The 23774-nt window shown below is 71.9% G+C and carries 23 protein-coding genes; 7 read left to right on the top strand and 16 right to left on the bottom strand.

The genetic code is table 11. The annotated features are described in order from the left end of the window. Nucleotide 1: 1 nt before the first annotated feature. From K4B79_RS08295 to K4B79_RS08280, 4 genes are all read right to left on the bottom strand, one after another. Nucleotides 2-994, bottom strand: coding sequence for an ABC transporter permease (locus K4B79_RS08295; RefSeq protein WP_269463249.1), 993 nt, complete (start codon nt 992-994; stop codon nt 2-4). Then, nucleotides 991-2562, bottom strand: a complete 1572-nt coding sequence (locus tag K4B79_RS08290; protein ID WP_232025651.1) for an ABC transporter substrate-binding protein — start codon at nt 2560-2562, stop codon at nt 991-993. Before K4B79_RS08290 ends, K4B79_RS08295 begins: the two co-directional genes overlap by 4 nt. A gap of 241 nt (nt 2563-2803) precedes the next feature. Beyond that, nucleotides 2804-3355: a hypothetical protein gene (locus K4B79_RS08285; protein WP_232025650.1), complete on the bottom strand. Its 552-nt coding sequence runs from the start codon at nt 3353-3355 to the stop codon at nt 2804-2806. 28 nt (nt 3356-3383) lie between these two features. Further along, nucleotides 3384-3947 carry an ATP-binding protein gene (locus tag K4B79_RS08280; protein ID WP_232025649.1) on the bottom strand — a complete coding sequence of 188 codons (564 nt, stop codon included), beginning with the start codon at nt 3945-3947 and terminating at the stop codon, nt 3384-3386. Between the two features lie 209 nt (nt 3948-4156). Here K4B79_RS08280 and K4B79_RS08275 point away from each other — a divergent pair, with 209 nt between their 5' ends. Continuing rightward, nucleotides 4157-4387: a DUF397 domain-containing protein gene (locus tag K4B79_RS08275; RefSeq protein ID WP_232025648.1), complete on the top strand. Its 231-nt coding sequence runs from the start codon at nt 4157-4159 to the stop codon at nt 4385-4387. 99 nt (nt 4388-4486) lie between these two features. Next, complete coding sequence (locus tag K4B79_RS08270) at nt 4487-5401, top strand: helix-turn-helix domain-containing protein (RefSeq protein WP_232025647.1); 915 nt, start codon at nt 4487-4489, stop codon at nt 5399-5401. 131 nt (nt 5402-5532) lie between these two features. On the opposite strand, the gene K4B79_RS08265 is transcribed toward K4B79_RS08270, so the two are convergent. Together K4B79_RS08265 and K4B79_RS08260 are read right to left on the bottom strand one after the other, a co-directional pair. Then, nucleotides 5533-6351, bottom strand: a complete 819-nt coding sequence (locus K4B79_RS08265; RefSeq protein WP_232025646.1) for an SAM-dependent methyltransferase — start codon at nt 6349-6351, stop codon at nt 5533-5535. 128 nt (nt 6352-6479) lie between these two features. Beyond that, on the bottom strand, nt 6480-7337 hold the full coding sequence (locus K4B79_RS08260) for an aldo/keto reductase (protein ID WP_232025645.1): 858 nt from the start codon (nt 7335-7337) through the stop codon (nt 6480-6482). Nucleotides 7338-7603: 266 nt separating this feature from the next. Here K4B79_RS08260 and K4B79_RS08255 point away from each other — a divergent pair, with 266 nt between their 5' ends. Next, nucleotides 7604-8491, top strand: coding sequence for a Gfo/Idh/MocA family protein (locus K4B79_RS08255; protein WP_232025644.1), 888 nt, complete (start codon nt 7604-7606; stop codon nt 8489-8491). Nucleotides 8492-8605: 114 nt separating this feature from the next. Here K4B79_RS08255 and K4B79_RS08250 read toward each other — a convergent pair whose 3' ends face one another. Both K4B79_RS08250 and K4B79_RS08245 read right to left on the bottom strand, forming a co-directional pair. Next, nucleotides 8606-8938 (bottom strand): hypothetical protein, encoded by a 333-nt coding sequence (locus K4B79_RS08250; RefSeq protein ID WP_232025643.1) that lies wholly within the window; start codon nt 8936-8938, stop codon nt 8606-8608. 98 nt (nt 8939-9036) lie between these two features. Then, nucleotides 9037-9933 (bottom strand): GNAT family N-acetyltransferase, encoded by an 897-nt coding sequence (locus K4B79_RS08245; RefSeq protein ID WP_232025642.1) that lies wholly within the window; start codon nt 9931-9933, stop codon nt 9037-9039. A gap of 299 nt (nt 9934-10232) precedes the next feature. Here K4B79_RS08245 and K4B79_RS08240 point away from each other — a divergent pair, with 299 nt between their 5' ends. Both K4B79_RS08240 and sthA read left to right on the top strand, forming a co-directional pair. Then, the gene (locus K4B79_RS08240) at nt 10233-10439 is read left to right on the top strand and encodes a hypothetical protein (protein ID WP_232025641.1); all 207 of its coding nucleotides are present in this window, start codon (nt 10233-10235) and stop codon (nt 10437-10439) included. Between the two features lie 113 nt (nt 10440-10552). Beyond that, entirely contained in the window at nt 10553-11956 is a 1404-nt protein-coding gene (gene sthA, locus K4B79_RS08235; RefSeq protein WP_232025640.1) for a Si-specific NAD(P)(+) transhydrogenase, read from the top strand. A 33-nt stretch (nt 11957-11989) separates the two neighbouring features. Here the strand turns inward: sthA and K4B79_RS08230 are convergent, their stop codons facing one another. Continuing rightward, nucleotides 11990-12532: a DUF5709 domain-containing protein gene (locus K4B79_RS08230; protein WP_232025639.1), complete on the bottom strand. Its 543-nt coding sequence runs from the start codon at nt 12530-12532 to the stop codon at nt 11990-11992. Nucleotides 12533-12840: 308 nt separating this feature from the next. Between K4B79_RS08230 and K4B79_RS08225 the strand changes: the two genes are divergently transcribed. Together K4B79_RS08225 and K4B79_RS08220 are read left to right on the top strand one after the other, a co-directional pair. Continuing rightward, a complete protein-coding gene (locus K4B79_RS08225) occupies nt 12841-14313 on the top strand; it encodes an APC family permease (protein WP_232025638.1) in 1473 nt (490 codons plus the stop codon). A gap of 14 nt (nt 14314-14327) precedes the next feature. Further along, on the top strand, nt 14328-15284 hold the full coding sequence (locus K4B79_RS08220) for a hypothetical protein (protein ID WP_232025637.1): 957 nt from the start codon (nt 14328-14330) through the stop codon (nt 15282-15284). A 67-nt stretch (nt 15285-15351) separates the two neighbouring features. Here the strand turns inward: K4B79_RS08220 and K4B79_RS08215 are convergent, their stop codons facing one another. The 7 genes from K4B79_RS08215 to K4B79_RS08185 all read right to left on the bottom strand — a co-directional run bounded on the left by K4B79_RS08215 (nt 15352) and on the right by K4B79_RS08185 (nt 23741). After that, complete coding sequence (locus tag K4B79_RS08215; protein ID WP_232025636.1) at nt 15352-15636, bottom strand: DUF6355 family natural product biosynthesis protein; 285 nt, start codon at nt 15634-15636, stop codon at nt 15352-15354. A gap of 171 nt (nt 15637-15807) precedes the next feature. Further along, nucleotides 15808-16977: a HoxN/HupN/NixA family nickel/cobalt transporter gene (locus K4B79_RS08210; RefSeq protein WP_232025635.1), complete on the bottom strand. Its 1170-nt coding sequence runs from the start codon at nt 16975-16977 to the stop codon at nt 15808-15810. 168 nt (nt 16978-17145) lie between these two features. Beyond that, nucleotides 17146-18000 carry a proteasome subunit beta gene (gene prcB, locus K4B79_RS08205; RefSeq protein WP_232025634.1) on the bottom strand — a complete coding sequence of 285 codons (855 nt, stop codon included), beginning with the start codon at nt 17998-18000 and terminating at the stop codon, nt 17146-17148. A 74-nt stretch (nt 18001-18074) separates the two neighbouring features. Beyond that, nucleotides 18075-19016, bottom strand: a complete 942-nt coding sequence (locus K4B79_RS08200; RefSeq protein ID WP_232025633.1) for a lysylphosphatidylglycerol synthase domain-containing protein — start codon at nt 19014-19016, stop codon at nt 18075-18077. After that, nucleotides 19013-20512, bottom strand: coding sequence for a hypothetical protein (locus tag K4B79_RS08195; protein ID WP_232025632.1), 1500 nt, complete (start codon nt 20510-20512; stop codon nt 19013-19015). Before K4B79_RS08195 ends, K4B79_RS08200 begins: the two co-directional genes overlap by 4 nt. Nucleotides 20513-20649: 137 nt before the next feature. Then, nucleotides 20650-23004, bottom strand: coding sequence for a glycoside hydrolase family 65 protein (locus tag K4B79_RS08190; protein WP_232025631.1), 2355 nt, complete (start codon nt 23002-23004; stop codon nt 20650-20652). Beyond that, the gene (locus K4B79_RS08185; protein WP_232025630.1) at nt 23001-23741 is read right to left on the bottom strand and encodes an HAD family hydrolase; all 741 of its coding nucleotides are present in this window, start codon (nt 23739-23741) and stop codon (nt 23001-23003) included. The genes K4B79_RS08190 and K4B79_RS08185 overlap by 4 nt, the downstream gene beginning before the upstream one ends. Between the last annotated feature and the right edge of the window lie 33 nt (nt 23742-23774).

Raw genomic sequence — 23774 nt, 5'->3', positions numbered from 1 at the left:
GTCATCGCGGGTGCCTCTGCACGGGATCCAGGAGTGGTACGGCCAGGTCGGCGACGAGGTTCGCGGCCACCGCGACGGCCGCGCCGAGCAGGGCCACCGCCTGCACCACGGGGACGTCCCGGGCCGCGGTGGCGTCCACCAGGAGCGCGGCGACGCCCGGATAGCCGAACAGGGACTCGGCGACGAGCGCCCCGCCCAGCAGGTACGCGGCGGAGCGGGCGAGCATCGGGACCGCGGGACCGAGCCCGGCGGGCAGGACGTGGCGCAGGGCGACCCGGCTCTCGGGCACCCCGTTCAGCCGCGCGGCCTCCACCGCCGGGGACCGGGCGGCCTCGGCGACACCGGCCCGCACCAGCCGCAGGTTCTGCGCCAGGCACACCGAGACCAGGGTGAGCACCGGCAGGACCAGCACGGACGGTGCGTCGAGCGGCCCCTGCCCGGCGCCGAGCAGGGACACGGCCGGCAGCCAGCCCAGCCCCGCCGCGAACACCGCCATCAGCAGGGCGCCCGTGACGAACTCCGGTACGGCGGCCAGCCCGAGAGCCGTGCCGGAGACGATCCGGTCACCGCGCCGCCCGGCCCGCAGCCCCGCCCACAGGCCGAGTCCGACGGCGAGCGGCACCAGCACGGCGGTGGCGGCGAGCCCCAGGACGAGGGAGTTGCCGAACCGGTCGGCGATCAGCTCGCCCACCGGTCTCCCGCTGGCGTAGCTGGCGCCGAAGTCCCCGCGCACGGCGTGCCCGAGCCAGTCGAGGTACCGCAGCGGCGCGGGCCGCTCCAGCCCCAGCCGGGCGCGCAGCGCCGTGACGGCGTCCGCGGGGGCCTGCGGGCCGAGCCGGGCGGTGGCCGCGTCGCCGGGCGCCGCCTCGGTGGCGGCGAACACCAGCACGGACACGATCAGCAGCACCAGCAGCGCCCACGCACTCCGGGCCGCCCACCACCGGGGCCCCCACGCGGGTCTCGGGCGTGCGCGCCACGACTGCGACGGGCTCATTCGACGAACGCGTCCCGCAGGCTGGGGAAGTCCGCGTAGCCGCGCGACTTCACCCCGTGCGCCTTCGCGGCCGATCCGGACACCGTGGGCACCCGGGCGAACAGCGCGTCGCCGCCGTGTTCGTGCAGATGCCGCAGGACGTCCGCCACGCGCGCCCGGCGGTCCGTCTCGCGGGTGGCGCGGTTCATGGCGGCGATCAGCGGATCGACGTCGGCCGCGCCCTTGGTTCCGGTGAGCGGGAAGGAGGCCGTCGAGCCGTAGTACGTACGGATCGCCAGCGGCAGCGGGTTGGGGTGATAGGCGGCGGTCTGCACCGGCGTGCTGAGGATCGTCTTGAAGTCGCTGTAGTAGTCCGCGGCGGGCACCTTGTCGAGCGTCGCCCTGATCCCGGCCTTCGCGAGCATCGGCACCATCGCGGTGGCGCTCTCCTCGGTGCCGTAGTCGTAGTCGGAGGTGCGGATCGTGACCGACAGCCCCTCCTGTCCGGCCTGGGCGAGGAGCTTCTTCGCCTGCTCGGGGTCGTAGGCGGTCTGCGCGATGCCGCTGTCGTAGTACGGCTGGTGCGCGCCCACCAGGTCGTTGCCGACCTCGCCCTGGCCGAGCGTCACGGTCCGCACCAGGGACTCGCGGTCGAGCGCCAGCTTCACCGCGCGCACGACACGCGCGTCCGTGAAGGGCTTCAGCCCGAGGTTCATGGGGAGGTTGAGGTCGACCCAGAGGTCCTTGGGCGGCGTCTCGACGCGCAGCGCGCTGTTGCCGCGTTCGGTGCGTACAGCGGTGAGGGCGAGCCCGCCGGCGTACTCGAACTGGCCCGACTTCAGGCCGCTGAGCCGGGCCGCCGCGTCGGTGACGGAGATCAGCTCCAGCTCGTCGAGGTACGGGCCGCCGTTGTCCGCGTCCCAGTAGTCCTCGCGCGGGGCCAGCACACTGCTGCGTCCGGGCTGCCACCGCTTGAGCACGTAGGGTCCGCTGCCCACGGCCTTGGCGAGGTTCTTGGTGCCGTCGGGGAACACGAACATCGAATGCGCGAGGGCGAGATCGAAGAACCCGTCGGCCATGGTGAGGGGCAGTTCGACGGTCCGCTCGTCGCGGGCCCGGGCGTTCTTCAGGTCGAGGTGCGTGGCGAAGCCGCCCTGCGGGCTGCGCTTCTCGACCAGCGTGCGCAGACTGAACAGCACGTCACGGGCGGCGAGTCGGCGTCCGTCGCTGAAGGTGACGCCCTTCCTGATCCGTACGGTCCACTGCGTCGCGTCGGAGTTGGGCTCGACGGACTCCGCCAGCCGCCACACGGGCTTGCCGCCGTCCAGCTCACCGATGGTGTCCCAGACGACCCGGGCCCGCACGTAGTCGATGCCGACACCGGCGGCGAGCGTCGGGTCGGTGGACTCCGCGCTCCCCCCGATGAACGCCGCCCGCAGCTTCCCGCCCTTGCGCGGAGTGGCGGACGCGTCGGCACCGGCGGGCTGTGCGCTCCCGTCGCCCTCTCCGCAGGCCGTCAGCCCTCCGCCGACGGCGACCACGGCCGCCCCTCCCACGACACCGCGCAGCGCGGTACGCCGACTTATCACGCCGGATCCCTCTCCCCTTGCCTGCACCAACCCCCGGGCAGCCGAACGGCCGAACGCACGGGGTATACGACGTACACACCGTACTGCGTTCGAAAACCATTTTCAATAACGGGTCGGCCTCGGCCAGGGACCGGCGCGGGACATCGCCGCGCGGCCTACCGCTCAGGCGGTGCGGGCGAGGGGCGTGCGGGCCTGGGTCACCGATGCGTCCACCGCACCGGCGGGAAGTGGTTCGGCCGCTCTATTCGCCGAGCGTGCGCGCGAGTTCCGTCGTCGCGCGGGCTATGTCGGCGTCGGCGTCCTCCTCCGCCATCAGGCGTCGCAGGGCACCGCGGCGGTCGCGGACGGCCTGGCGGGCCTTGCGCTCCCAGACCACGTGGTTCTCACGGTGGTTGAGCAGTTTGGGGTAGACGGCCGCCGTGTTCTCCCACTGCCGGGCGTCGGCGATGCTCTTGAGCAGCTGGATGATCTCCGCACGGCAGGCCACCTGGGGTCGCTGGGCGAGTTCCCAGAGGAAGGGGACGGTGGCGGCGGTGGCCTGTTCGACGACGAAGCCGTACTGGCAGATGCGTCGGCGCAGATCGGCCAGGGCGGCCCGGGCGGTGTCCTCGTCGCCGCGGGCGACGCGGTCGAGGAGGACGGGGATGGCGTCCGCGCTGCCCGTGGAGTCCTGGATCTCGCGCCACGGCACCCGTCCCAGGCCGGTCAGGGGCGTGGACCGGTCCGCCCCGGTCGGCGGCCGGTGGTGGTCGGTGCGCTCGTTGCTCGGCTGGTGCTCGGGAGCGGTGCGCATGGCGTGAGACCTTTCCGCGGCAGTCATGTCAGGGAGGAGGGCAGGTCGACAACCTGGCCCAGACGGTCTTGCCCGCCGGGGGCTTGAGCGTCCAGCCCCATTCCTCGGCCAGGGCGTCGACGATGATCAGCCCCCGGCCGTGTTCCCGCAGGGCGGGGTCGCCGGTGACTGTGTACGCGGGCGGATCGTCGCCCGGGTCGGAGACGGTGAGCAGGACATGGTCGGAGTCGAGCATGATCCCCAGCCACACCTCCTCCTCGCCGGTGGCCGAGCCGGGCACTCCGTGCGCCACGGCGTTGGCCGCGAGTTCGGTGATCACGAGGGCGGCGTCGTCGCCGCGGTGGTCCAGGGACCAGCGGCGCAGCGTGTCCCGGGTGAAGTCGCGGGCCAGGGCGAAGCCTTGTCCGCTGCAGCTGATCCGCAGCGCCGCCGCACCCGCCCCTTCGGTCGCCGGCGTCGGCCGGGAGGCCGACCGCTCCCCCGGATCCGCGGGTCGCTCGGGGGGCGGGAGGGCGCCGGTCGTGGCCGCTCCACCTGTCCCCGGCACCGCCCGGTGGGGCTGCCGGAGCACGTGGTTCGCAGGTGATGACACGGCATCTCCCTGATGCGACGTCAAGACGGGGCGTCACGAATGGGGTTGACGCCGTGGCTATTATCCACGCAGACAGCGTCCGCGTGCAATTGCACGAGAAATTGCACGAACGAACGGATGGGGCGGGAGGGACGGGGAACCCGTCCTGTCACCCGGCCGACGGCCGGGCCCGGTGCCCGGCGAAGAACGTGAACAGCAAGGAGACTGCGGTGCCATCAGTGCGGAACGGAGTGCGGGCGAGTTCGTTGGACGCCTGCTGGATCAAGAGCCGGCACAGCAACGCCGAGGGCAACTGCGTCGAGGTCGCCCCTCTGGTCGACGGGACCATCGCGATGCGCAACTCCCGCGATCCCGACGGTCCGGCGCTGGTCTACACGCCGGCGGAGGTGGCGGCGTTCGTCGCCGGAGCCAAGGAGGGCGAGTTCGACCATCTGCTGTGACGAGATGGTCAACTCCCTTACGTGTTCGGACGGATGCGGTGCGACACGATGCGGTGCGATAATGTGGACCGCCTCTATGCCGGTTTACTGGGAGTCTGGATGTCCCCCGAGTCGCATCGCATCTCCCGCCTGCAACCGTATCTGGACCGGCCCGAGCCGGCCCCGACTCTGCTGAAGATGCTGGTCGGCGTGCAGTTGGCGGGTTTCCGCGAGGACGCCGGTCTCGCCCAGGACCAGGCGGCCAAGGCCCTCGGCTTCAGCGCGGCGAAGCTGTCCCGCATCGAGTCCGGCAAGGGCCGTAGGCCGCCCGCCCAGAGCGACGTCCGCGCCCTGCTGGAGTTGTACGGCACCGACGAGTACGAGGCGTCGGTGCTGCTGAGGCTGCTCCAGCGCGCCGGTGAGCCGGGGTGGTGGCAGCGCTACGACAAGCGGCTGATGCCCGAGTGGTTCGACCGGCTGGTCGGCCTCCAGGAGGCGGCGGCCGCGATCCGTACGTTCGAGATCCAGTACGTGCCCGGTCTGCTGCAGACCCCGGACTACACCCGGGCGGTGGTGGAGCGGGGCCTGCCCGCGGCCGCCGCGAGCGAGGTGCGGCGCCGGGTCGAACTGCGCACGCGCAGGGCGCAGTTGCTGGACCGCCCGGACGCCCCGCAGCTGTGGGCGGTCCTCGACGAGTCGGTACTGCTGCGGGTCCTGGGCAGCCGCGAGGTGATGCGGGAGCAGCTCACGCACCTGGTGGCGATGGCCCAGCGGCCCAATGTGACGGTCCAGATCGTCCCGCTGGACGTGACGAACGCGTCGGCGCCGGCCATCCCGATCACCTATCTCCGCTTCGGCGGCGACCTGCCCGACGTGGTCTACCTGGAGCACATCAAGAGCGCCAACTTCCTGGAGGACCTCGACGAGACGGAGGAGTACCGGGTCGCCCTCGACCGGCTGGCCGACGAGGCACTCGAACCCCGCGCCTCCCTGAAGCTGCTCCGCGAGACGATGGAGCAGCGCTACGGCGGATGAGCCGCGGACCCCGACGCGCCCGGCGGACGCCTGCGCACTCCCGGCACACCTAAACGAAACGCCCCTCACGGGACCGGAGTGGTCCCGTGAGGGGCGTGATCGCCGGAGGGACGAGAAGGTCTCCCGCTCGGCTAGCGGATGCGGCCCACGCCGCCGAACTCGATCCACTCGTGGGTGAGCTGACGGGGGGCCACCTCGGAGTCGGGCCGCCAGGTGGAGACCTCGACCAGACCGGGTTCGAGGACGTCCAGCCCCTCGAACCACTCGGCGACGTCCTTCTCCTCGCGCACCCGGCCCCAGTGCCCCTGGGTCGCCTGGTCCATGAAGTTGGTGACGAACTCCCGCACCTCGGGGTCCTCGCTGACCAGCTGGCACATCACCATGTAGCTGCCCGGCACCAGCCGCTCGGCCACCCGGCGGGCCAGGGCGAGCGGCCCGTCGGTCTCGCTGTCGGGGATGCAGTGCATCACCGAGTTGAAGAGCACCGCGACGGGCCGGCTGAAGTCGATCAGCCGCTCGGTCTCGGGGTGCGAGAAGATCGCCTCGGTCTCCCGCATGTCGGCGTGGATGACGGCGGTGCGCTCGTCCTGCTCCAGCAGGGCCCGGCCGTGGACGAGCACCATCGGGTCGTTGTCGACGTAGACCACGTGCGAGGCCGGGTCGATGCGCTGGGCGACCTGGTGGACGTTGTCCTGGGTGGGCAGGCCGGAGCCGTGGTCCAGGAACTGGCGGATGCCGTGTTCCGCCGCCAGTGTCCTGACGACCCGCTGGAGGAAACGCCTGTTGTTGACGGCCAGTCGGCGGGTGCTGGGAACGACCTTGTCGAGTTCCTCGCACGCCGCGCGGTCGGCCGCGTAGTTGTCCCTGCCGCCCAGGTAGTGGTCGTACATCCGCGCCGCGGTGGGGACGGACGCGTCGATCTGCGTGGACAGCTTCTTACCGGTCTCCATCGTTCCCCCAGCTTCGTGCCGGGCCAACTGGCCTGGCAGGACAGGGAGTCCATCCTAGAGAGCGGAGGATCGCCGGTGCCAGCCCACGCACGGTCCGGGCCACGAACGAACGACAGGGTGCGCGGGTCTCAGACGGCGTCCAGCTCCGCGCGTTCGTCCGCCGTGAGGGTGAGATCGGCCGCGGCGAGGGAGTCGCGGATCGTCTCGGGGCGGCTCGACCCGGGGATCGGCACGACCACCGGCGACTTGGCGAGCATCCAGGCCAGGCACACCTGCTGCGGGCTCACGCCGTGGGCCTCGGCGATCCGGGCGAACGGGGCGTGGACGGAGCCCAGGTCGCCGGCGCGGGAGATGCCGCCCAGCGGGCTCCAGGGCAGGAAGGCGATGCCGAGTTCGTCGCACAGGCGCAGTTCCGGCTCGCTGGAGCGGAAGGCCGGGGAGAACTGGTTCTGCACGGAGACCAGGCGGCCGCCGAGGATCTCGTTCGCCTGCCGGATCTGCTCCGGGTCCGCGTTGGAGATGCCCGCCATGCGGATCTTCCCGGCGTCGAGAAGGTCACGGACCGCGCCGACGGACTCCGCGTAGGGCACCTTCGGGTCGGGGCGGTGGAACTGGTAGAGGTCGATGGCCTCGACGCCGAGCCGGCGCAGGGACTCCTCGCAGGCCTCCTTGATGTGCTCGGGGCTGCCGTCGAGCGTCCAGCTGCCGTCGCCGGGGCGCAGATGGCCGCCCTTGGTGGCGACCAGGACGTCCTTGCCGCGGTCGTGGGAGGCGAGGGCCTTGGCGATCAGCGTCTCGTTGTGCCCGACCTCGTCGGCGTGCAGGTGGTAGGCGTCCGCGGTGTCGATCAGCGTGACCCCGGCGTCCAGGGCGGCGTGGATGGTGGCGAGGGAGCGGGTCTCGTCCGGCCGCCCCTCGATGGACATGGGCATGGCACCCAGTCCGATCGCGCTTACTTCGATGTCACCGATGCGGCGGGTCTGCATGGGGTCGTGACCTCTTTCGGATGGCGCGCGGAACAGACGGCGTCCGGTGGCGTCGCACGGGGATGCCGAAGACACCGGACCGTCCCAGCCTCCTCCCGGCGGACCTCATAGGTCCAATAGAAGAATGAGAACGCATTCAGCAGCCGAGACACTGAATCGGTAGGCCGGTGGAAAGGGGTTGCCCGCGCTCCGGCCTCGTGTGACGCTCACGGCGGCGCCCGGAGATCGGGTCGCCATCGGGATCGACGGCATCGAGAGGCGACGGCATGCGCATCGGACTGCTGGGCACCGGCCCCTGGGCCCGGATGGCCCACGCCCCCGCCCTGAGCGAGCACCAGGGGCTGGACTTCGTGGGCGTGTGGGGCAGGCGTCCGGAGGCCGCCAAGGAGGTGGCGGATCTGCACGGCACGCGTGCGTACGACGAGGTCGACGCGCTGCTGGCCGACGTGGACGCCGTGGCCGTCGCGCTGCCCCCGGGCGTGCAGGCCGAGCTCGCGGCGCGGGCCGCGCGGGCCGGGTGCCATCTGCTGCTGGACAAACCCGTCGCGACGACCGTCGAGCAAGCGCGGGCCGTGGTCGACGCCGTCGAGAAGGCCCAGGTCGCCTCGGTCGTGTTCTTCACCGCCCGGTTCCTGACCGAGCCCGCTGCGTGGATCGCCGAACAGGCCGCCACCGAGGGCTGGTTCACGGCGCGGGCGCAGTGGCTGGGGTCGGTGTTCACCACCGACAGCCCCTTCGCCGACTCGCCGTGGCGGCGCGAGAAGGGTGCCCTGTGGGACGTGGGTCCGCATGCCCTGTCCGTGCTGATGCCGGTCCTCGGTGACGTACGGCGGGTGGCCGCCGCGGCCCCCGGCCCCGGCGACACCGTCCACCTGGTCCTCGACCACACCGGCGGCGCCTCCAGCACCCTGACGCTGAGCCTCACGGCCCCACCCCCGGCGGCCGGATCCGCGGTGGAACTGCGCGGCGAGTCGGGCGTGACGCTCCTTCCGGACAGCTCCGAGGGCGCGGTGCCGGCCCTGCTCCGGGCCGCGGACGAACTCCTGGAGGCCGCCCGCACGGGCCGCCCGCACCCGTGCGACGCCGCGTTCGGCCTGCGGGTCACGGAGGTACTCACGGAGGCGGAGACGCTGCTGAACGGCGCGGCCGGCTGAGCCCTCGGCCCACGCGGGCCCGCTTTCGGGCGACGGCGGGGGCTGCCGATCTCCGACAGGGCAGGCGGGGCAGCGGGGGCAGCCGCTGGGGGGCGGGTCGCGGCCCGCGTCCGCCTACGTCTCCTCGCCGAACGGCTCGTCGCTCCACCGGAACCACGCCCGGTCGCCGTCGATGTGCAGCAGGAACTCGGCGACCGGACCGTCCGGCGAGGCCAGCGACACGCTCCGCCGGATCTCCTCGTAGGCCTCCTCCCACTGCTGCCAGTGCCCCTCGTCGTCCCGTTCGGTCAGGGCGAGTTCGCGGGCGAACAGCTCCCGGACGGCGCCGTATCCCGGACCCGCGGTGAAGTGGCCCGAGAGCCAGGGGAAGTCGGCGTCGTCGATCAGGATCTCCCCGACCGTGTCCGCACCGCTGCGTACCTGCCAGACCTCGCCCTCGAACCCCACGCCGCCTCCGTCGTCCGCCGCCGATCACCCTGGATCAGCATGCCACCCGGCACCGACGGACGGTCCGAACCGTCCGCCGGTGCCGGGGCGGCGGCGGATCAGTCGGTGCCGGGCGCCCGGAAGTTCAGGCGTTCGCGTACGACGGGATAGCCCGCCTTGGTGAAGTTGGCGGCCATGGGGAAGTTGCCCTGGTCCGTCGCGCCGGAGACGAACTCCGCGCCCTGTTCGACCAGGAAGTGGGTGCACTCCGCGAGGAGGTCGTAGGCGTAGCCGTGTCCGCGCTGTTCGGGCACGACGCCGATGAAGCCGACGCAGGGGCCCGAGGGGTTGTGGGCCGGGATGTGGATGCCCACGAGTTCACCCTCGGGTGTGTGCGCGAGCTGCCACCACTCACGGGGCGAGGGGCACCAGTGGAAGAAGTCGAGTTCCTCCTGGGCGGCCTTCTCGATGCCGCCCTCCTCGATGGCGAGCAGGGAATGGGCGTCCAGCGTGACGGAGTGGATGCGGATCAGCGCGTCACGGAAGACCTCGTCGTCGGGTTCGGGGCGGAAGCGCAGTCGGCCGGAGCGCTCGGGCAGCCCGCACTCCGGGGTCCAGCGGTACAGGAAACGTTCGACCAGGAGTTCGTAGCCGGCCTTGCGGGCGGCGGTGAAGCGGGTCTCGGCGGCGGTACGCAGCGCCGGATCCTCACGCCAGCCGCCGGGCAGGTTCAGTTCGAGTTCGACCCGCCAGGGCGCGGTGCGCAGGAGTTCGGCACCGGCCTCCTCCTCGCCCTCGGCCACGTCGAACCAGTTGAGGTTGACCGGTTCGGTGTCGTCGGGGCCGCCCCACCAGGCGCCGCGTGCCACGACCTGGCCGTCGCGCAGGGCGACGCGCTTCCAGTCGGGGCGGTGGCGGGTGCGCCGGTGTCCTTCCGCCGCGTCGAGCGGGTCGGGCAGGGCGTCGAAGAGCTGGGCGTCGCGCTCGTCGAGCGCGCGGATGACCGGATCGGTCATGGGTTCCTCCGGGATACGTGCTGCGTGACGCAGCGGGACGCGCTCCCGGTCAGACGATCCACGCCGGGGCAACGGAAAGGGAGCGCTCGATGGTGGTGATCAGCACGGCACTCGCCTCCTTCCGTCGGTCTCGGGGCGTGCGCCATCACCGTACCCCGATTGATCGGTCCCTGACACCGAATTCCGCGGGTTCGGTCCGCTCTCGGGATGCAGGGTGGGCCGGGGCGTTGAATGGTGATATCGGGACCGGTGAGGGTAGACCGGGACCGAGGAACGATCCGGATCCGAGGAGCTGCATCATGCCGACGTCACAGCCCGACGTGTCCGGGCCGTCCGAGGACCGCGCGACCCCGGACGCCCTGCTCCACACCCGTACCGGCACCGAGGTGTCGGCGGAGGACCTGGTCCTTGCCTCGGGCAAGGACCTCACCCCGCGCACTCTCGCATGGGCGAAGCGGAAGCTGGAGGCCGAGGGGCCCGCCGCGATGGACAAGCTCCTGCCCTGACCGACCGGCGCTCATGGGCGTGCGGTGTCCCGTCGCGCGCGGGACCGGCACGCCCCGGGTGATTACCTGTTCACCCTTTCGAACCGGCCCCCCGGGCTGTCAGACTCCGGAGGGTGCCCGACTACGACATGCTCGTCATCGGATCCGGTCCGGGTGGCCAGAAGGCCGCCATCGCCGCAGCCAAGCTGGGCCGCCGGGTGGCCGTCGTCGACCGCCCCGACATGGTCGGCGGGGTCTCCATCCACACCGGCACCATCCCCTCCAAGACGCTGCGCGAGGCGGTGCTGTACCTCACCGGACTCACCCAGCGCGATCTGTACGGCCAGAGCTATCGGCTGAAGGAGGACATCACCGTCGCCGACCTGACCGCCCGCACCCAGCACGTGGTCAGCCGCGAGGTCGACGTCATCCGCAGCCAGCTCTCCCGCAACCACGTCGCCCTGCACTCGGGGACGGCGCGTTTCGTCGACGCCCACACCCTCGCCCTCAGGGAGATCAGCGGCCACGAACGGCTCCTGACCGCCGAGCACGTGGTGATCGCCACCGGTACCCGTCCGGCCCGTCCGGGCAGCGTCGAGTTCGACGGGCGCACGATCATGGACTCGGACAACGTGCTCGCCCTGGAGCGGGTGCCGCGTTCCATGGTCATCGTCGGTGCCGGGGTCATCGGCATGGAGTACGCGTCCATGTTCGCGGCGCTGGGCAGCAAGGTCACCGTGGTCGAGAAACGGGCCGGGATGCTCGACATGTGCGACATCGAGGTCATCGAATCGCTCAAGTACCACCTGCGGGACCTGGCCGTGACCTTCCGCTTCGGGGAGACGGTGGCCGCGGTCGAGCGCCATCCCCGGGGCACGCTCACCATCCTGGAGAGCGGCAAGAAGATCCCCGCCGACGCCGTGATGTACTCGGCGGGCCGGCAGGGCCTCACCGACGACCTCGACCTCGACAAGGCCGGCCTGTCGGCGGACGCCCGGGGCCGGATCACGGTGGACGAGCACTACCGCACCGAGGTGGAGCACATCTACGCCGTCGGTGACGTCATCGGCTTCCCCGCACTGGCGGCGACGTCGATGGAACAGGGCCGCGCGGCGGCATACCACGCCTGCGGGGAGCCCGTCCCCCGCATGCACAACCTCCAGCCGATCGGCATCTACACCATCCCCGAGATCAGCTTCGTGGGCCGGACCGAGGACCAGCTCACCGAGGAACGGGTGCCGTTCGAGGTGGGCATCTCCCGCTACCGCGAACTGGCCCGCGGACAGATCATGGGCGACTCGCACGGCATGCTGAAGCTGCTGGTCTCCCCCGAGGACCGCACCCTGCTCGGGGTGCACTGCTTCGGCACGGGTGCCACCGAACTGATCCACATCGGCCAGTCCGTGATGGGCTGCGGCGGCACCGTCGACTATCTGGTCGACGCGGTCTTCAACTACCCGACGCTGGCGGAGTCCTACAAGGTCGCCGCCCTGGACGCCACGAACAAGCTGCGGCTGATCGACCGGATCGGGGACTGAACCCGCCGGGGGTGCACGGAAACTGACAGCGCGTCAGATCTCGTCGCCCTCGGCGTCGTACTCGTCGTCGTACTCGGCGTTCTCATCGTCCTCCGGCAGCTCGGTGTCGTCCTCGACGACATGCACCGCGGCCTCCTCCGCGCCCGCGGCTCCCGCGTCGATGCCCACGTCGGAGGCGACGGCCTCCTTGGTGGTGTCGGGGTGGGCGCCCTCGTCGGGGGCGACCAGGCGCCCGGCGCGGGCCTCGCCCGCCTCCGGGTCGACCGGCTCGCCGGCCGCGTCCGGGGCGTCGCCGATGCCGTCCCCGGAGGGCGGGGCGACGTCGGGGACCTCCTGGGCCAGCCGCTGGTCCAGGCTCTCGCCGTCGCGCTGTTCGGCGGCCGTGGTGCCGTGTCCGGTGACCCCGAGCGGCTTCTCCGGCGGCGAGTAGCCCTCGTCCAGGGTGTCGTCGTAGGTGCGCTCGTCGAGGGCGTCCTGGAGGTCGAGCGGGGCGGCGTCCTCCTGCTCCTCGTTGCTGCCGGTGGGCTGGTACGCGTCGTCCGCCATCGGTTCGGCGTCGGTGCGTTCCGTGTCCATGACCGCCTCCCTCGCGCTCTCGTGCACTGCTGTCTCACGGGTGTCCCGTTCCGCCACAGGCAACCGCGGGAGGTTACTTCCCGGTCAATCTTGAAAGCTCAAGGGGTGCCGCTATCATCACACGCACACACGGTGTGACCGTCCGCCCACGCAGCGATCCCGCGGTATCCGCCACGCCTTCTTCCATCCTCCCGGCCCGGGGCCATCCCTCTCGTGTCCGGGGCCGGCTCACCGCTTCACCCCCCCACCCCCCAACGCCGTCAGGGCCGCTCGCCCTCACGTCGTGCACGACGGAAAGCAGCGCAACCATGAGCATCAACAGGGGCAGAGGACTTCAGGCCAACGCCCTCGGCACGTTCGACACGGTGGTGATGGCCGTGGCGGGCAGTGCCCCGGCCTACTCGCTGGCCGCGACCACCGCGGTGCTGGTCGGGGCGGTGGGCCTGGCCAGTCCGGCCGCTCTGCTGTACTGCGCCATACCGATGCTCGGCATCGCGCTGGCGTTCAGCTATCTGGGCCGCATCGACGTGAACGCGGGCGCCAGTTACTCCTGGGTGGGACGTACGCTCCATCCCTTCCTGGGCTTCATCAGCGGCTGGGCGCTGGTGATCTCGACGACCATCTTCATGGTGGCCGGTTCGCTGCCCGCCGGTTCGATGACGCTGTCCCTCTTCGACGAGCGACTCGCCGAGAACACCGCGCTGTCCACGGCCGTCGGGGCCGGCTGGTTCCTGGTCATGCTGTTCGTCGTGCTCGGCGGCGCCCGGCTCACCGTCCGCGCGCAGTTCCTGATGTCGGGCATAGAGCTGGCCATCCTGGCGCTCTTCGCGGTGCTCGCCGTCTTCCACACCGACAACGCCCGTGCCTTCGACTGGTCCTGGCTCGGTCTCGGCCACTTCGACGGCATGGCGGGCTTCGCGTCGGGCGCGCTGATCGCCGCGTTCTACTACTGGGGCTGGGACGTCACCAGCAACCTGAGCGAGGAGACCCGCAACAGCCGTCGTACGACGGGACTCGCGGGCCTGATCGGGGTCGGGATCGTCTTCCTGCTGTTCGAGGCGTTCACCATCGCGGTGAACGTGATCCTGTCGGCGCAGCAGATCGAGGAGAACGACGCCAACGTGCTCGCGGTGCTCGGCGAGGAGATCTGGCCGGGCTGGGGCGGCAAGTTGCTGGTCGTGGCGGTGATGCTGTCCACCATCGCCACCCTGGAGACCACCCTCATCCAGGTCACCCGCTCGCTGTTCGCGATGGGCCGGGACCGGACGATGCCGTCCGCGCTGGGCCGCGTCCATCCGCGCTGGAACACCCCGTGGGTGGCCATCACGGTCGTCGGCACGGTGGCGATGGTGATGCTGATCGCCTCCAACGCCCTGGGCACGGTGGGCGACATCCTCTCCGACGCCATCTCGGCGATCGGCCTCCAGATCGCCGTGTACTACGGACTCGCCGGGCTCGCGGCGGTCGTCGCCTACCGCAGGATGCTGCTGAAGTCGGTGGCCAACTTCGTCCTCGGCGGGCTGTGGCCGCTGTTCGGCGCCCTGTTCATGTTCTGGGTGCTGGTCGAGTCGCTGGGCGAACTGAGCACCGCCGCGATCACGATCGGCCTCGGCGGCCTGGCCGTGGGCCTGATCCCGATGTTCTGGTACTGGATGCGGGGCAGCGACTACTACCGGCCCGCCCGGCTCGACGCCGCCCGCACGATCGAGACGGACTACGTCCCCGACGACGGCGCGCTCGCGCTCTCCCGGACCCACGACGATCTCCCCACCGACTTCTGAGGGAGACCCGCCCGATGGCGCGAGACCGATTCACTCCCGACTTCGACCCCGACTGCGGGGACACCGCTCTCGGTATCACCCGCCAGGACGTCGTCATCGGTCGCTGGCAGGGACTGCGTGAACTGCTGCGGAGCACCGGCCCGGACTGGCCGGTGCGCGGACATCGCGTCCGGCGACTGGCACAGGTCTGCGCGTCCAGCTCGACGGTGGAGACCTGGCTGGCCGCCGAGCCCAGCCCGGACGCCCTGGTGCTGCGGGCGGCGACCGAGACCACCCGGGCGTTCAACCTGGCCATCGCCGCGGGCCGGGGCGTGCCGATCGACCAGCACCGCGTCGACGGCGCGGTCATGGCCTGCCTCCAGGCGGCCCGCGCGTATCCGGAGGACCCCACCCCCTGGGTCTCCCTGATCTCCGTGGCGCGGCTGTATCCGTCCGGGGTGCGCCGGCAGGAACTGGCGCGCTGGTGGGACGAGTTGCACGGGCGGGACCCGTACAGCGTGGAGGGCCACCTCCAGGTGCTGCACTACTACGCGGCCCGCTGGCACGGTTCGCACGGCCTGATGTACGACTTCGCCCGCGACGCGGCGGGGGTGTCCCCGCCCGGCTGCGCACTGCCGGTGCTGGTGCAGTACGCCCGGGTCGAGGAGTTCCGTTACGCCCAGGACTCCGCCGCCGACGGCCGGGCACCGGTGGGGCTCGGGCAGCACTGGAAGAACGACGGCGCGGTCAGCGACATAGAGCGCACCTGGCAGCGCTGGTTCGCGGACCGGCCGGAGAAGGAGGTGGCGCCGGACGAGCTGCGTGACGTCAACTACCTGGCGCACGCGGCCTGTCACGCGGGCGTCCGGGAGGTCGCGGCCCCGCTGCTGACGCTGCTGGGACCGCGGGCCACGCGGACCCCGTGGTCCTACACCGGGGACCCGGAGAAGGAACTCGTCAGGTGGCGCAGAGATCTGCGGGTGCGGTCCTGACGCGCAAGTGCTCCGTACCGCCCGGCGCGGGCGGTACGGAGCACAGGGTCCGACGCGGGGCGGTTCGTCAGCAGGTGCGGCCGACGTAGTAGGCGCCCTGGATCTTGTCGGCGGAGCCGAGCCAGTGCTTGCCCGGTCCGACACAGCGCTCGACATCGGGCGCGAGCGCGATCTCGACCTTGATCACCACGCGGGAGCCGTCGGAGGTGCAGTGGTTGTAGAAGGCGTCGGAGCTCGTCTCGAAGAATCCGCACGGGTCGGCGGCAGCGGGGGTCGCGGTGGTGGTCACCGCGCCCAGCGAGGCGAGCACGAGGGCGGCGGAACCGAGGGCGTTGGTGAGGGTACGACGCATACGCAAGGGAACTCCTTGGCCGATGTCCGGAACGAGAACTGCCGTCCCAGAATGACCGGTGTGTGCCGCCCGGTTGAGCGATCGCCGTGCCCTTTCACCTGGTGAATCGTTCTACCGCTACGCCGCTGGAGTGATCTTGGGCGGTTCCGCACCGCGGGCGCGGCCGCTGTCTCAGGCGCCCTCCTCGGCCCGCGCAGCCGGCCGGGCCAGTCCCGCGGACCACTTCTCCTCGATCCGGCCGACCTTCCACACGACCAGGGCGACGATCCAGGTGGCGAAGAAGAGGCCGACGATGACGAAGCCGAGGATGTTCAGGTCGAGGCCGGCGATCCAGTCCCAGAACGGGCCGTGCAGGTCGAACCTCTCGGCGAGCAGGCCGAGGAGTTCGACCGTGCCGATGAGGAGGGCGACGGCGACGGACAGGCCGGTGATGGTGAGGTTGTAGTAGACCTTGCGGACCGGCTTGGAGAAGGCCCAGCCGTAGGCGAAGTTCATGAAGGTGCCGTCGATCGTGTCCAGGAGCGACATCCCGGCGGCGAACAGCACGGGCAGGCACAGGATCGCGTACCAGGGCAGGCCGGAGGCGGCGCCGGAGCCCGCGAGGACGAGCAGGGCGATCTCGGTGGCGGTGTCGAAGCCGAGGCCGAAGAGCAGGCCGAGCGGGTACATCTGCCAGGACTTGGTGATCGACGTCATCACCCGGCCCAGCAGGCGGTTCATGAAGCCGCGGTTGTTCAGCTGCTCCTCCAGGGCGGCCTCGTCGTAGTGGCCCGAGCGCATCTGCCGGAACACCTTCCAGATGCCGGCCAGGATCACCAGGTTGATCGCGGCGATGATGTAGAGGAAGGTCCCGGAGACGGTCGTACCGATCAGGCCGGTGACGTCGTGGAGCCGGGAGCCGTCGTCGCGGACGGGTCCGGCGAGGGTCTTGACGCCGAGGGAGAGCAGCAGGGCCAGGACGAAGACGACGCTGGAGTGACCGAGCGAGAACCAGAAGCCGACCGACAGCGGGCGCTGTCCCTCGCCCATCAGCTTGCGGGTGGTGTTGTCGATCGCCGCGATGTGGTCGGCGTCGAAGGCGTGCCGCATGCCGAGGGTGTAGGCGGTGACACCGATGCCGATGCCGAAGGACTTCTCGCCGATGCTGTAGTGGTGCGGGGCGACGATCGCGATCAGCGTGACCCAGCCGATCACATGGAGGGCCACGACGACGGCGGCCATCCCGCCCACCCTGAGCCACTCCTGCCGCGTCATGGAGCCGCGGACGCGGTGCCAGGCCGACCCCCTCGCGGGGGCGGTGGCGGGGAGGAGGGGCGGAGTGGTCTCAGGGGCGGCCGTCATCGGGGGGAGGATCTTTCTCTCGCTCGTACGGCCGCGTCGAGCAGCCTCGTGCCATCCTCCGGTACCTGCAAGTCATGTGCAGTAAAGCCCGTGGCAGATCTTCCCCACGAGTGGGGAAAGTGCCCCGTCAGGGGGGTCGTCGGTCCGTCAGGGCGTGCCTTCGGTCCGTCAGGCGGTCGCGTTAGGTCCGTCCGGCCTGCTGCGGCGCTGCTCGACCATCTCCCGGCTCAGCTCCTCGGTCTCCGGCTCGGGCAGGCGCTCGAAGCCGTCCTCGGTGATGAGCGAGACGATGGGGAAGATCCGGCGGTTGACGTCCGGGCCACCGGTCGCGGAGTCGTCGTCGGCCGCGTCGTAGAGGGCCTGGAGGGCGGCCAGGGCCGCGTCGCGCCGGTCCATGCCCCGGCGGAACAGCTTCTTCAACGCACCCCGGGCGTAGGGCGATCCGGAGCCCTCGGCGTGGAAGTCCCGCTTCTCGTACAGGCCGCCGGCGACGTCGAAGCTGAAGATGCGGCCCCGCTCCCCCTCGGGCGCCGAGGGGTCGTAGCCGGTCAGCAGCGGGACGACGGCGAGGCCCTGCATGGCCTGGCCGAGGTTCTGCCGGATCATGCCGGCCAGCCGCCTCGCCTTGCCGTCGAGGCTCATCGCGACGCCCTCGATCTTCTCGAAGTGCTTCAGCTCGACCTGGTACAGCTTCACCATGTCCAGGGCGAGGCCGACGGTGCCGGCGAAGGCGACCGCCGTGTGGTCGTCGGCCGGGTGCACCTTCTCCAGGTCGCGCTGGGCGATGAGGTTGCCCATGGTGGCCCTGCGGTCGCCGGCGATCAGGACGCCGTCGCGGAAGGTCAGGGCCAGGATGGTGGTGCCGTGCGGCACCTGGTCGGACGCCGCCACCACACCGTCCGGCAGGACCGGGCGGGTGATGAGCAGTTCCGGCCGGTGCGCGGCCAGGAACTCGGTGAAGGACGAGGCCCCCGGAGTGAAGAACTCCTCCCCCAGCCGCCCGCCGTTCTCGTTCCACGTCATGGCACTCCCCCTCGCCTCGGAACCGACACCCGATGTCCTACCAGAAGCCGCCGGGCGGGAAACGCCGGGTGCGCTCACACGTCCCTGCGGCGCACGAGGATCCCGAGCACCAGCAGTCCCGGGACCAGCGGGATCCACACCGTCAGCAGGCGGTAGCCGAGCACGGCCGAGGCGGCCACCGCCGCGGGCGCTCCGGCCGCGGCCAGGGCGAGGACGAGCGCGGCATCAAGGGAACCGAGATTGCCGGGGGTGGGCAGCAGAGCGGCGGCGCTGCTCGCGGCCAGGTACAGCAGCGCCACCAGGGCCGGGGCCAGGGGCAGGCCGACGGCCCGGGTGACGGCGATCAGCACGAGCGCGTGCAGCACGGCGAAGGCCAGCGAGCCGCCCCACAGGGCCACCGCCCGGTGCGGTCGGGCGTGGACGGCCCGGACGTCGGACAGCACCGAGCCGAGCACGCGGCGGCACCGGGGCCACAGCCGGACGGCGAGCAGGACGGTGCCCCCGAGCAGCAGGCCGACGGCGACCGCCCAGACGCCCCAGGTGGGCGGGATCCGCAGGACGCCCGGGCAGGCGGTGGCCAGTACGGCGATCAGGGCGGCGCGCGCCACTCCCCCGGCCGTGGCCTTGACCGCGACGGCGGTCGCCGAGCGGCCGGCCGGCAGCCCGCAGCGTATGAGGAAGCGCAGTACGACGGCCCCCGCGCCGATCCCGGCGGGCAGGACGAGGTTGGCGGCGCAGGCGGCGAACTGGGCGGCCACCAGCCGTCCGCGGGGCAGCCGCCGGAGTACGGCGCCCTGCTGGGCGAGGGCCGCGCACAGCCAGGTGCCGGCCGCGGCCGCCGCGCCGGCCAGCAGCCAGCCCTGGTCGGCCACCGCCAGGCGCAGGGCGCCGGTCTCCAGCACGGGCCAGTGCCGCTTGGCCAGGCAGCCGACGGCGACCAGCACGGCGAGGGTCAGGGCGGTGTGCCGGTAGACGTGTCTTCGGGTGGGCGTGACAGCGATCGGTTCGGAGGTCATGCGGGGTCGTCGCCGCGCGGCGGCGGTGCCACGTGGAGGTCGAGGTCGACGGACTCGTGGGTGCGCCAGCCGCGTGCGTAGCGGGGTGGGGCCACGCCCGGCCTGCTGAGGGTCGCCGTCGGGATCCGCTCGGCGGTGCGCCGGATGCCGGCCGGGGTGTTGTTGGCGTTGTTGCCGCTGGTGTTGGCCGCGGAGCAGCCCGTGTAGTAGGCGACCGGGATGGCCTCGTGCCCGGTGAGCAGACAGGGCGGGCGGACGCCCAGGCGGTGCAGGTCGGCGGCGGTGCGGGCCCAGTCGCCGCGGGCGGCCGTGGTGCGGTCCACGGTGCGGTCCAGTACGGCGTACTGCACAGCCAGATGTCCGGTCAGGCCGATCGCGACCAGGACGGCGGCCACCGGACGCCATCGGCCGCCCGGCTTTTTGACCAGGTGGAACAGCGCGTCGGCGACCGGGATCGACAGCAGGAGGTAGGCGGGCAGCAGGAAGCGGGGAGCCGCGTATCCAATCATGAAGAGGTAGGGCACGGCGGCCGTGCCGGCGCAGGCCACGAGCAGCAGCGTGGGTCCGGTGCGGCGGGCCCGCACGGCGACGGCCAGGCCGACGGCGGCCAGCAGCGGGAGGACGAACCACCAGGCCGTGATCGCCGGGTTGGGCAGCGCTCCGGTGCACGGGCGGCACAGGGCCCGCCCCATCAGGCCGCGCATCTGGTCGTCGACGGCGAAGTACCAGCCCAGTCCGCCCTGCACCTCCGAGGCCTCGTGCAGCCGCTGCCCCAGGCCGCCGTAGGAGAGGTAGGCGTGGATCACCCACTGTGCCGCGCCCGCCGCGAGGCCCCCCGCCAGGGCGAGGCCGGGCCGCCACAGGCGGGTGGCGGCGGCCAGGACGAGCAGCGGCAGCGTCACCCAGACCGCGTCGGTGGGGCGCATCCACGCCATGATCGCGCCGCCGGCCGCCACGCCCCACAGGGCGGCCCGGTCCAGGCGGTCGGCGCGGGCCCGCAGGAAGCATCCGACACAGGCCAGGGCGGCGAACGCGACCCAGTGGTTGGGCATGGCCTGCGGGCCGTAGAAGAGGCTCACCCACAAGGTGGAGAAGAGGGCACCGGCCACGGCCAGGACCCGGGTCGGGAACATGCCGCGCCACACCCGCAGGGCCAGGTAGAGGCCGAGGCCGGACAGCAGGGCGAGGTAGACGCGCAGCAGTTCGGTGGAGGTCGACCAGGACGCCACGGGCCACACCAGCAGCGGCACGCCCCACGCGCGCGGGGCGCTGAAGAAGGCGGCCGGTGCCTGGGTGCCGACCTGGCTGACGTACACCGTCTCGTCCCAGCCGAGGCCCATGCCGGGGCGTACGAGGACCAGTTGGGCGAGGGTGTAGAGGCCGGCCACCGCCGCCAGCGGCCAGGGGCCGTGCGTCCGGTACCGGGACGCAGGCGGCACGCTCGCCGGCTCACGTCGTCGCATACCGACGAGCATGGCGTTCGTGCCGTGGGCCATCGTCCACCCCTCACCCCTACCTGGCGTAGGGCAGCCAAGACCCCACAAACGGGACCGGGACAGCGGATCATGGCCAAACTAACCCGCATCGGGCGGGTGCGCAGGGCGGAGTTCGGCCAGGTGTGCGACAGCCGTGGTCAGCGGGCGTGCGGAGCGCGGTGCGGGGGCTGCTGCGGGGCCGGGCGGGTCCGGGCCGCCGGGACGGGGCGGGCGACCGGGCCGTCGCCGTTCACGGTGAGGGGGGCGCCGTGATGGCGGATGGTCAGGGGGCCGCCCGACAGCAGGATGTACGTCGCCTTGTCCGGGCCGATCTCCACGCGCAGCCGGCGGTCGAGGATCTGGAGCGTGAAGGCGAGGCGGCTGAACCGCTCGGGCAGGCGGGGCGCGAACCGGAGCGAGTCGCCGTCGCGGCGCAGTCCGCCGAACCCGGCCACCAGGGCCGTCCAGGTACCGGCGAGGGAGGCGATGTGCAGCCCGTCGCGGGTGTTGTGCTCCAGGTCCGCCAGGTCCATCAGCGCCGCCTCGGCCGTATAGGCGTAGGCGAGGTCCAGATGGCCGGACCGGGCGGCGACGACGGCCTGGGCGCAGGCCGAGAGGGATGAGTCCCGGACGGTCAGCGGCTCGTAGTAGGCGAAGTTGCGGGCGATCTGCTCCTCGTCGTGGAACTCCTCGAACCAGCCGTCGCACAGGTACATCGCCAGGACCAGGTCCGCCTGTTTGACGACCTGTTTGCGGTAGAGGTCGAAGTAGGGGAAGTGGAGCATCAGCGGGTACTGGTCGGGGCGGGTGCCGGCGAAGTCCCAGCGCTGGTAGCGGGTGAACCCGGCGTGCTGTTCGTGGACGCCGAGTTCGTGGTTGTAGGGGATGTGCACGGCCTGGGCGGCGTCGCGCCAGCCGGCGGTCTCCTCGTCGTCGACGCCGAGTTCGTCGGCCCGGTCCCGGTGGCGTTCGCAGGCGTCGGCGGCCGCGAGCAGGTTCGAGCGGGCCATCAGGTTGGTGTACAGGTTGTCGTCGGCGACCGCGCTGTACTCGTCGGGGCCGGTGACGCCGTCGAGGTGGAAGACGCCGTGGTGGTCGTGGTGGCCGAGGGAGCGCCACAGCCGGGCCGTCTCCACCAGCAGTTCCAGGCCCGTGTCCCGTTCGAAGGCGGTGTCGCCGGTCGCCGCCGTGTAGCGGACCACGGCGTCGGCCACGGCGGCGTTGACGTGGAAGGCGGCCGTGCCGGCGGGCCAGTACGCGGAGCCCTCCGAGCCCTCGATGGTACGCCAGGGGAACGCGGCGCCGCGCAGGCCGAGTTGGGCCGCGCGTTCACGGGCGGCGGGCAGGGTGTGCCGGCGCCAGCGCAGCGCCTCGGAGACCGCGTCGGGCGCGGTGTAGGTCAGCAGGGGCAGCACGAAGGTCTCGGTGTCCCAGAAGGCGTGGCCGTCGTAACCGGAGCCGGTCAGTCCCTTGGCCGGAATGGCCCGCTGTTCGGCCCGGGCCCCGGCCTGCAGGACGTGGAAGAGGGCGAAGCGGACCGCCTGCTGGATCTCCTCGTCGCCGTCGACCTCGACGTCGGCGCGTGCCCAGAAGTCGTCGAGGTGGGCCCGCTGTTCGTCCAGCAGGCCCTGCCAGCCGCTGTGTCCGGCCGCGGCCAGGGCCGCTTCGACCTGGTCGCTCATCGCGGGCCGGGAGCGGGCGCTCGACCAGCCGTGGGCGACCAGCTTCTCCACCCGCAGCCGCTGGCCCGGTTCGAGGACGGAGGTGACGGTCAGCCGGGAGACGTCCACGTTGCTCTCGCTGCCGGTCGTGGTCCGTTCGGGGCCGTCGAGGACATGGTCGGCGGCCACCGCGACCCTGAGGCCGCTGCGGCGGGTGCGGTGCACCAGGCGCAGCCGCAGTCCGTCGGCGAAGTCCTCCTCGGGCTCCAGCGGCGACTTCAGCGCCCGGGCAGCGCGCGGGTCGCCGTTCGGGGCGGGCAGGCTCTCGTTGGCGACCAGCTCCGACTGGATCACCACGCGTGTCCGGCAGCCGACGGGCTCCACCTCGTAGGCCACGGCGGCGATCGCCCGCTGGGTGAGGGAGACCAGCCGTGTCGAGCGCACCCGCACCCGGGAGCCGGCCGGGGAGATCCACTCGCAGGTCCGCTCCAGCACGCCCCGGCGCAGGTCCAGGGTGCGTTCGTGGGCGACGAGACGGCCGTAGCGCAGGTCGAAGGGCTCGTCGTCGACCAGCAGGCGCAGTACCTTGCCGTTGGTGACGTTGATGGCGGTCTGGCCGGACTCCGGGTAGCCGTAGCCGGCCTCGGCGTAGGGCAGCGGGTGCAGTTCGTGGACGCCGTTGAGGTAGGAGCCGGGCAGGCCGTGCGGTTCGCCCTCGTCGAGGTTGCCGCGCCAGCCGACATGGCCGTTGGACAGCGCGAACACCGACTCGCTCTGGGCCAGCACGTCGAGCTTGAGGTCGGTCTCGCGCACGGCCCACGGCTCGACGGTGTACGACCGGTTCGTGATCACTCCTTGCCTCCCAGCTCCGCGAGATCCTTGACGACCACGTCCGCGCCGTGCGCGTACAGCGCGTCGGTCTGTCCGACCCTGTCGACGCCGACGACGTACCCGAACCGGCCCGAGCGGCCCGCGTCCATGCCGGCCAGCGCGTCCTCGAAGACCGCGCAGCGCGCGGGTTCGACGCCCAGGTCGTGCGCGGCGGCCAGGAAGGTGTCCGGACGCGGCTTGCCCGGCAGCCTCCGCTCGGCGGCCACCACTCCGTCGACGCGTACGTCGAAGAAGTGCTCGGCGTCGACGGAGCGCAGGACGTCGAGGCAGTTGGCGCTGGAGGAGACGATCGCGGTGCGCAGTCCGTGCCCGCGCACCGCTTCGAGGTACCGGAGGGTGCCGTCGTAGGCCTCGACGCCGTCGGTGCGGATCTTCTCCAGGACCAGGGCGTTCTTGCGGTTGCCCAGGCCGTGGACGGTCGGGGCGTCCGGTGGGTCGTCCGGGTCGCCCTCGGGCAGCTCGATGCCCCGGGAGGCGAGGAAGGTGCGTACGCCGTCGCCGCGGGGGAGGCCGTCGACGTACTCGTCGTAGTCGTGGTCGTCGAACGGCCGGAAGTGCTCGCCCTCGCGGTCGCGCAGGAACGCGTCGAACATCTCCTTCCAGGCCGCCGCGTGCACCACGGCGGTCCGGGTGACGACCCCGTCGAGGTCGAACAGGCAGGCCTGGATGTCTTCGGGAAGACCGAGGTCCGTGGTCATACAGGACCCGGTTCCCCGGAACCGCCTCTCCAG

This window comes from Streptomyces lincolnensis (genome assembly GCF_021173675.1).
In the GTDB taxonomy this organism is placed as follows: Bacteria; Actinomycetota; Actinomycetes; order Streptomycetales; family Streptomycetaceae; genus Streptomyces; species Streptomyces lincolnensis_B.
Note: the sequence above shows the minus strand (reverse complement) of the source record. Positions and strands in the feature narration are given on the sequence as shown.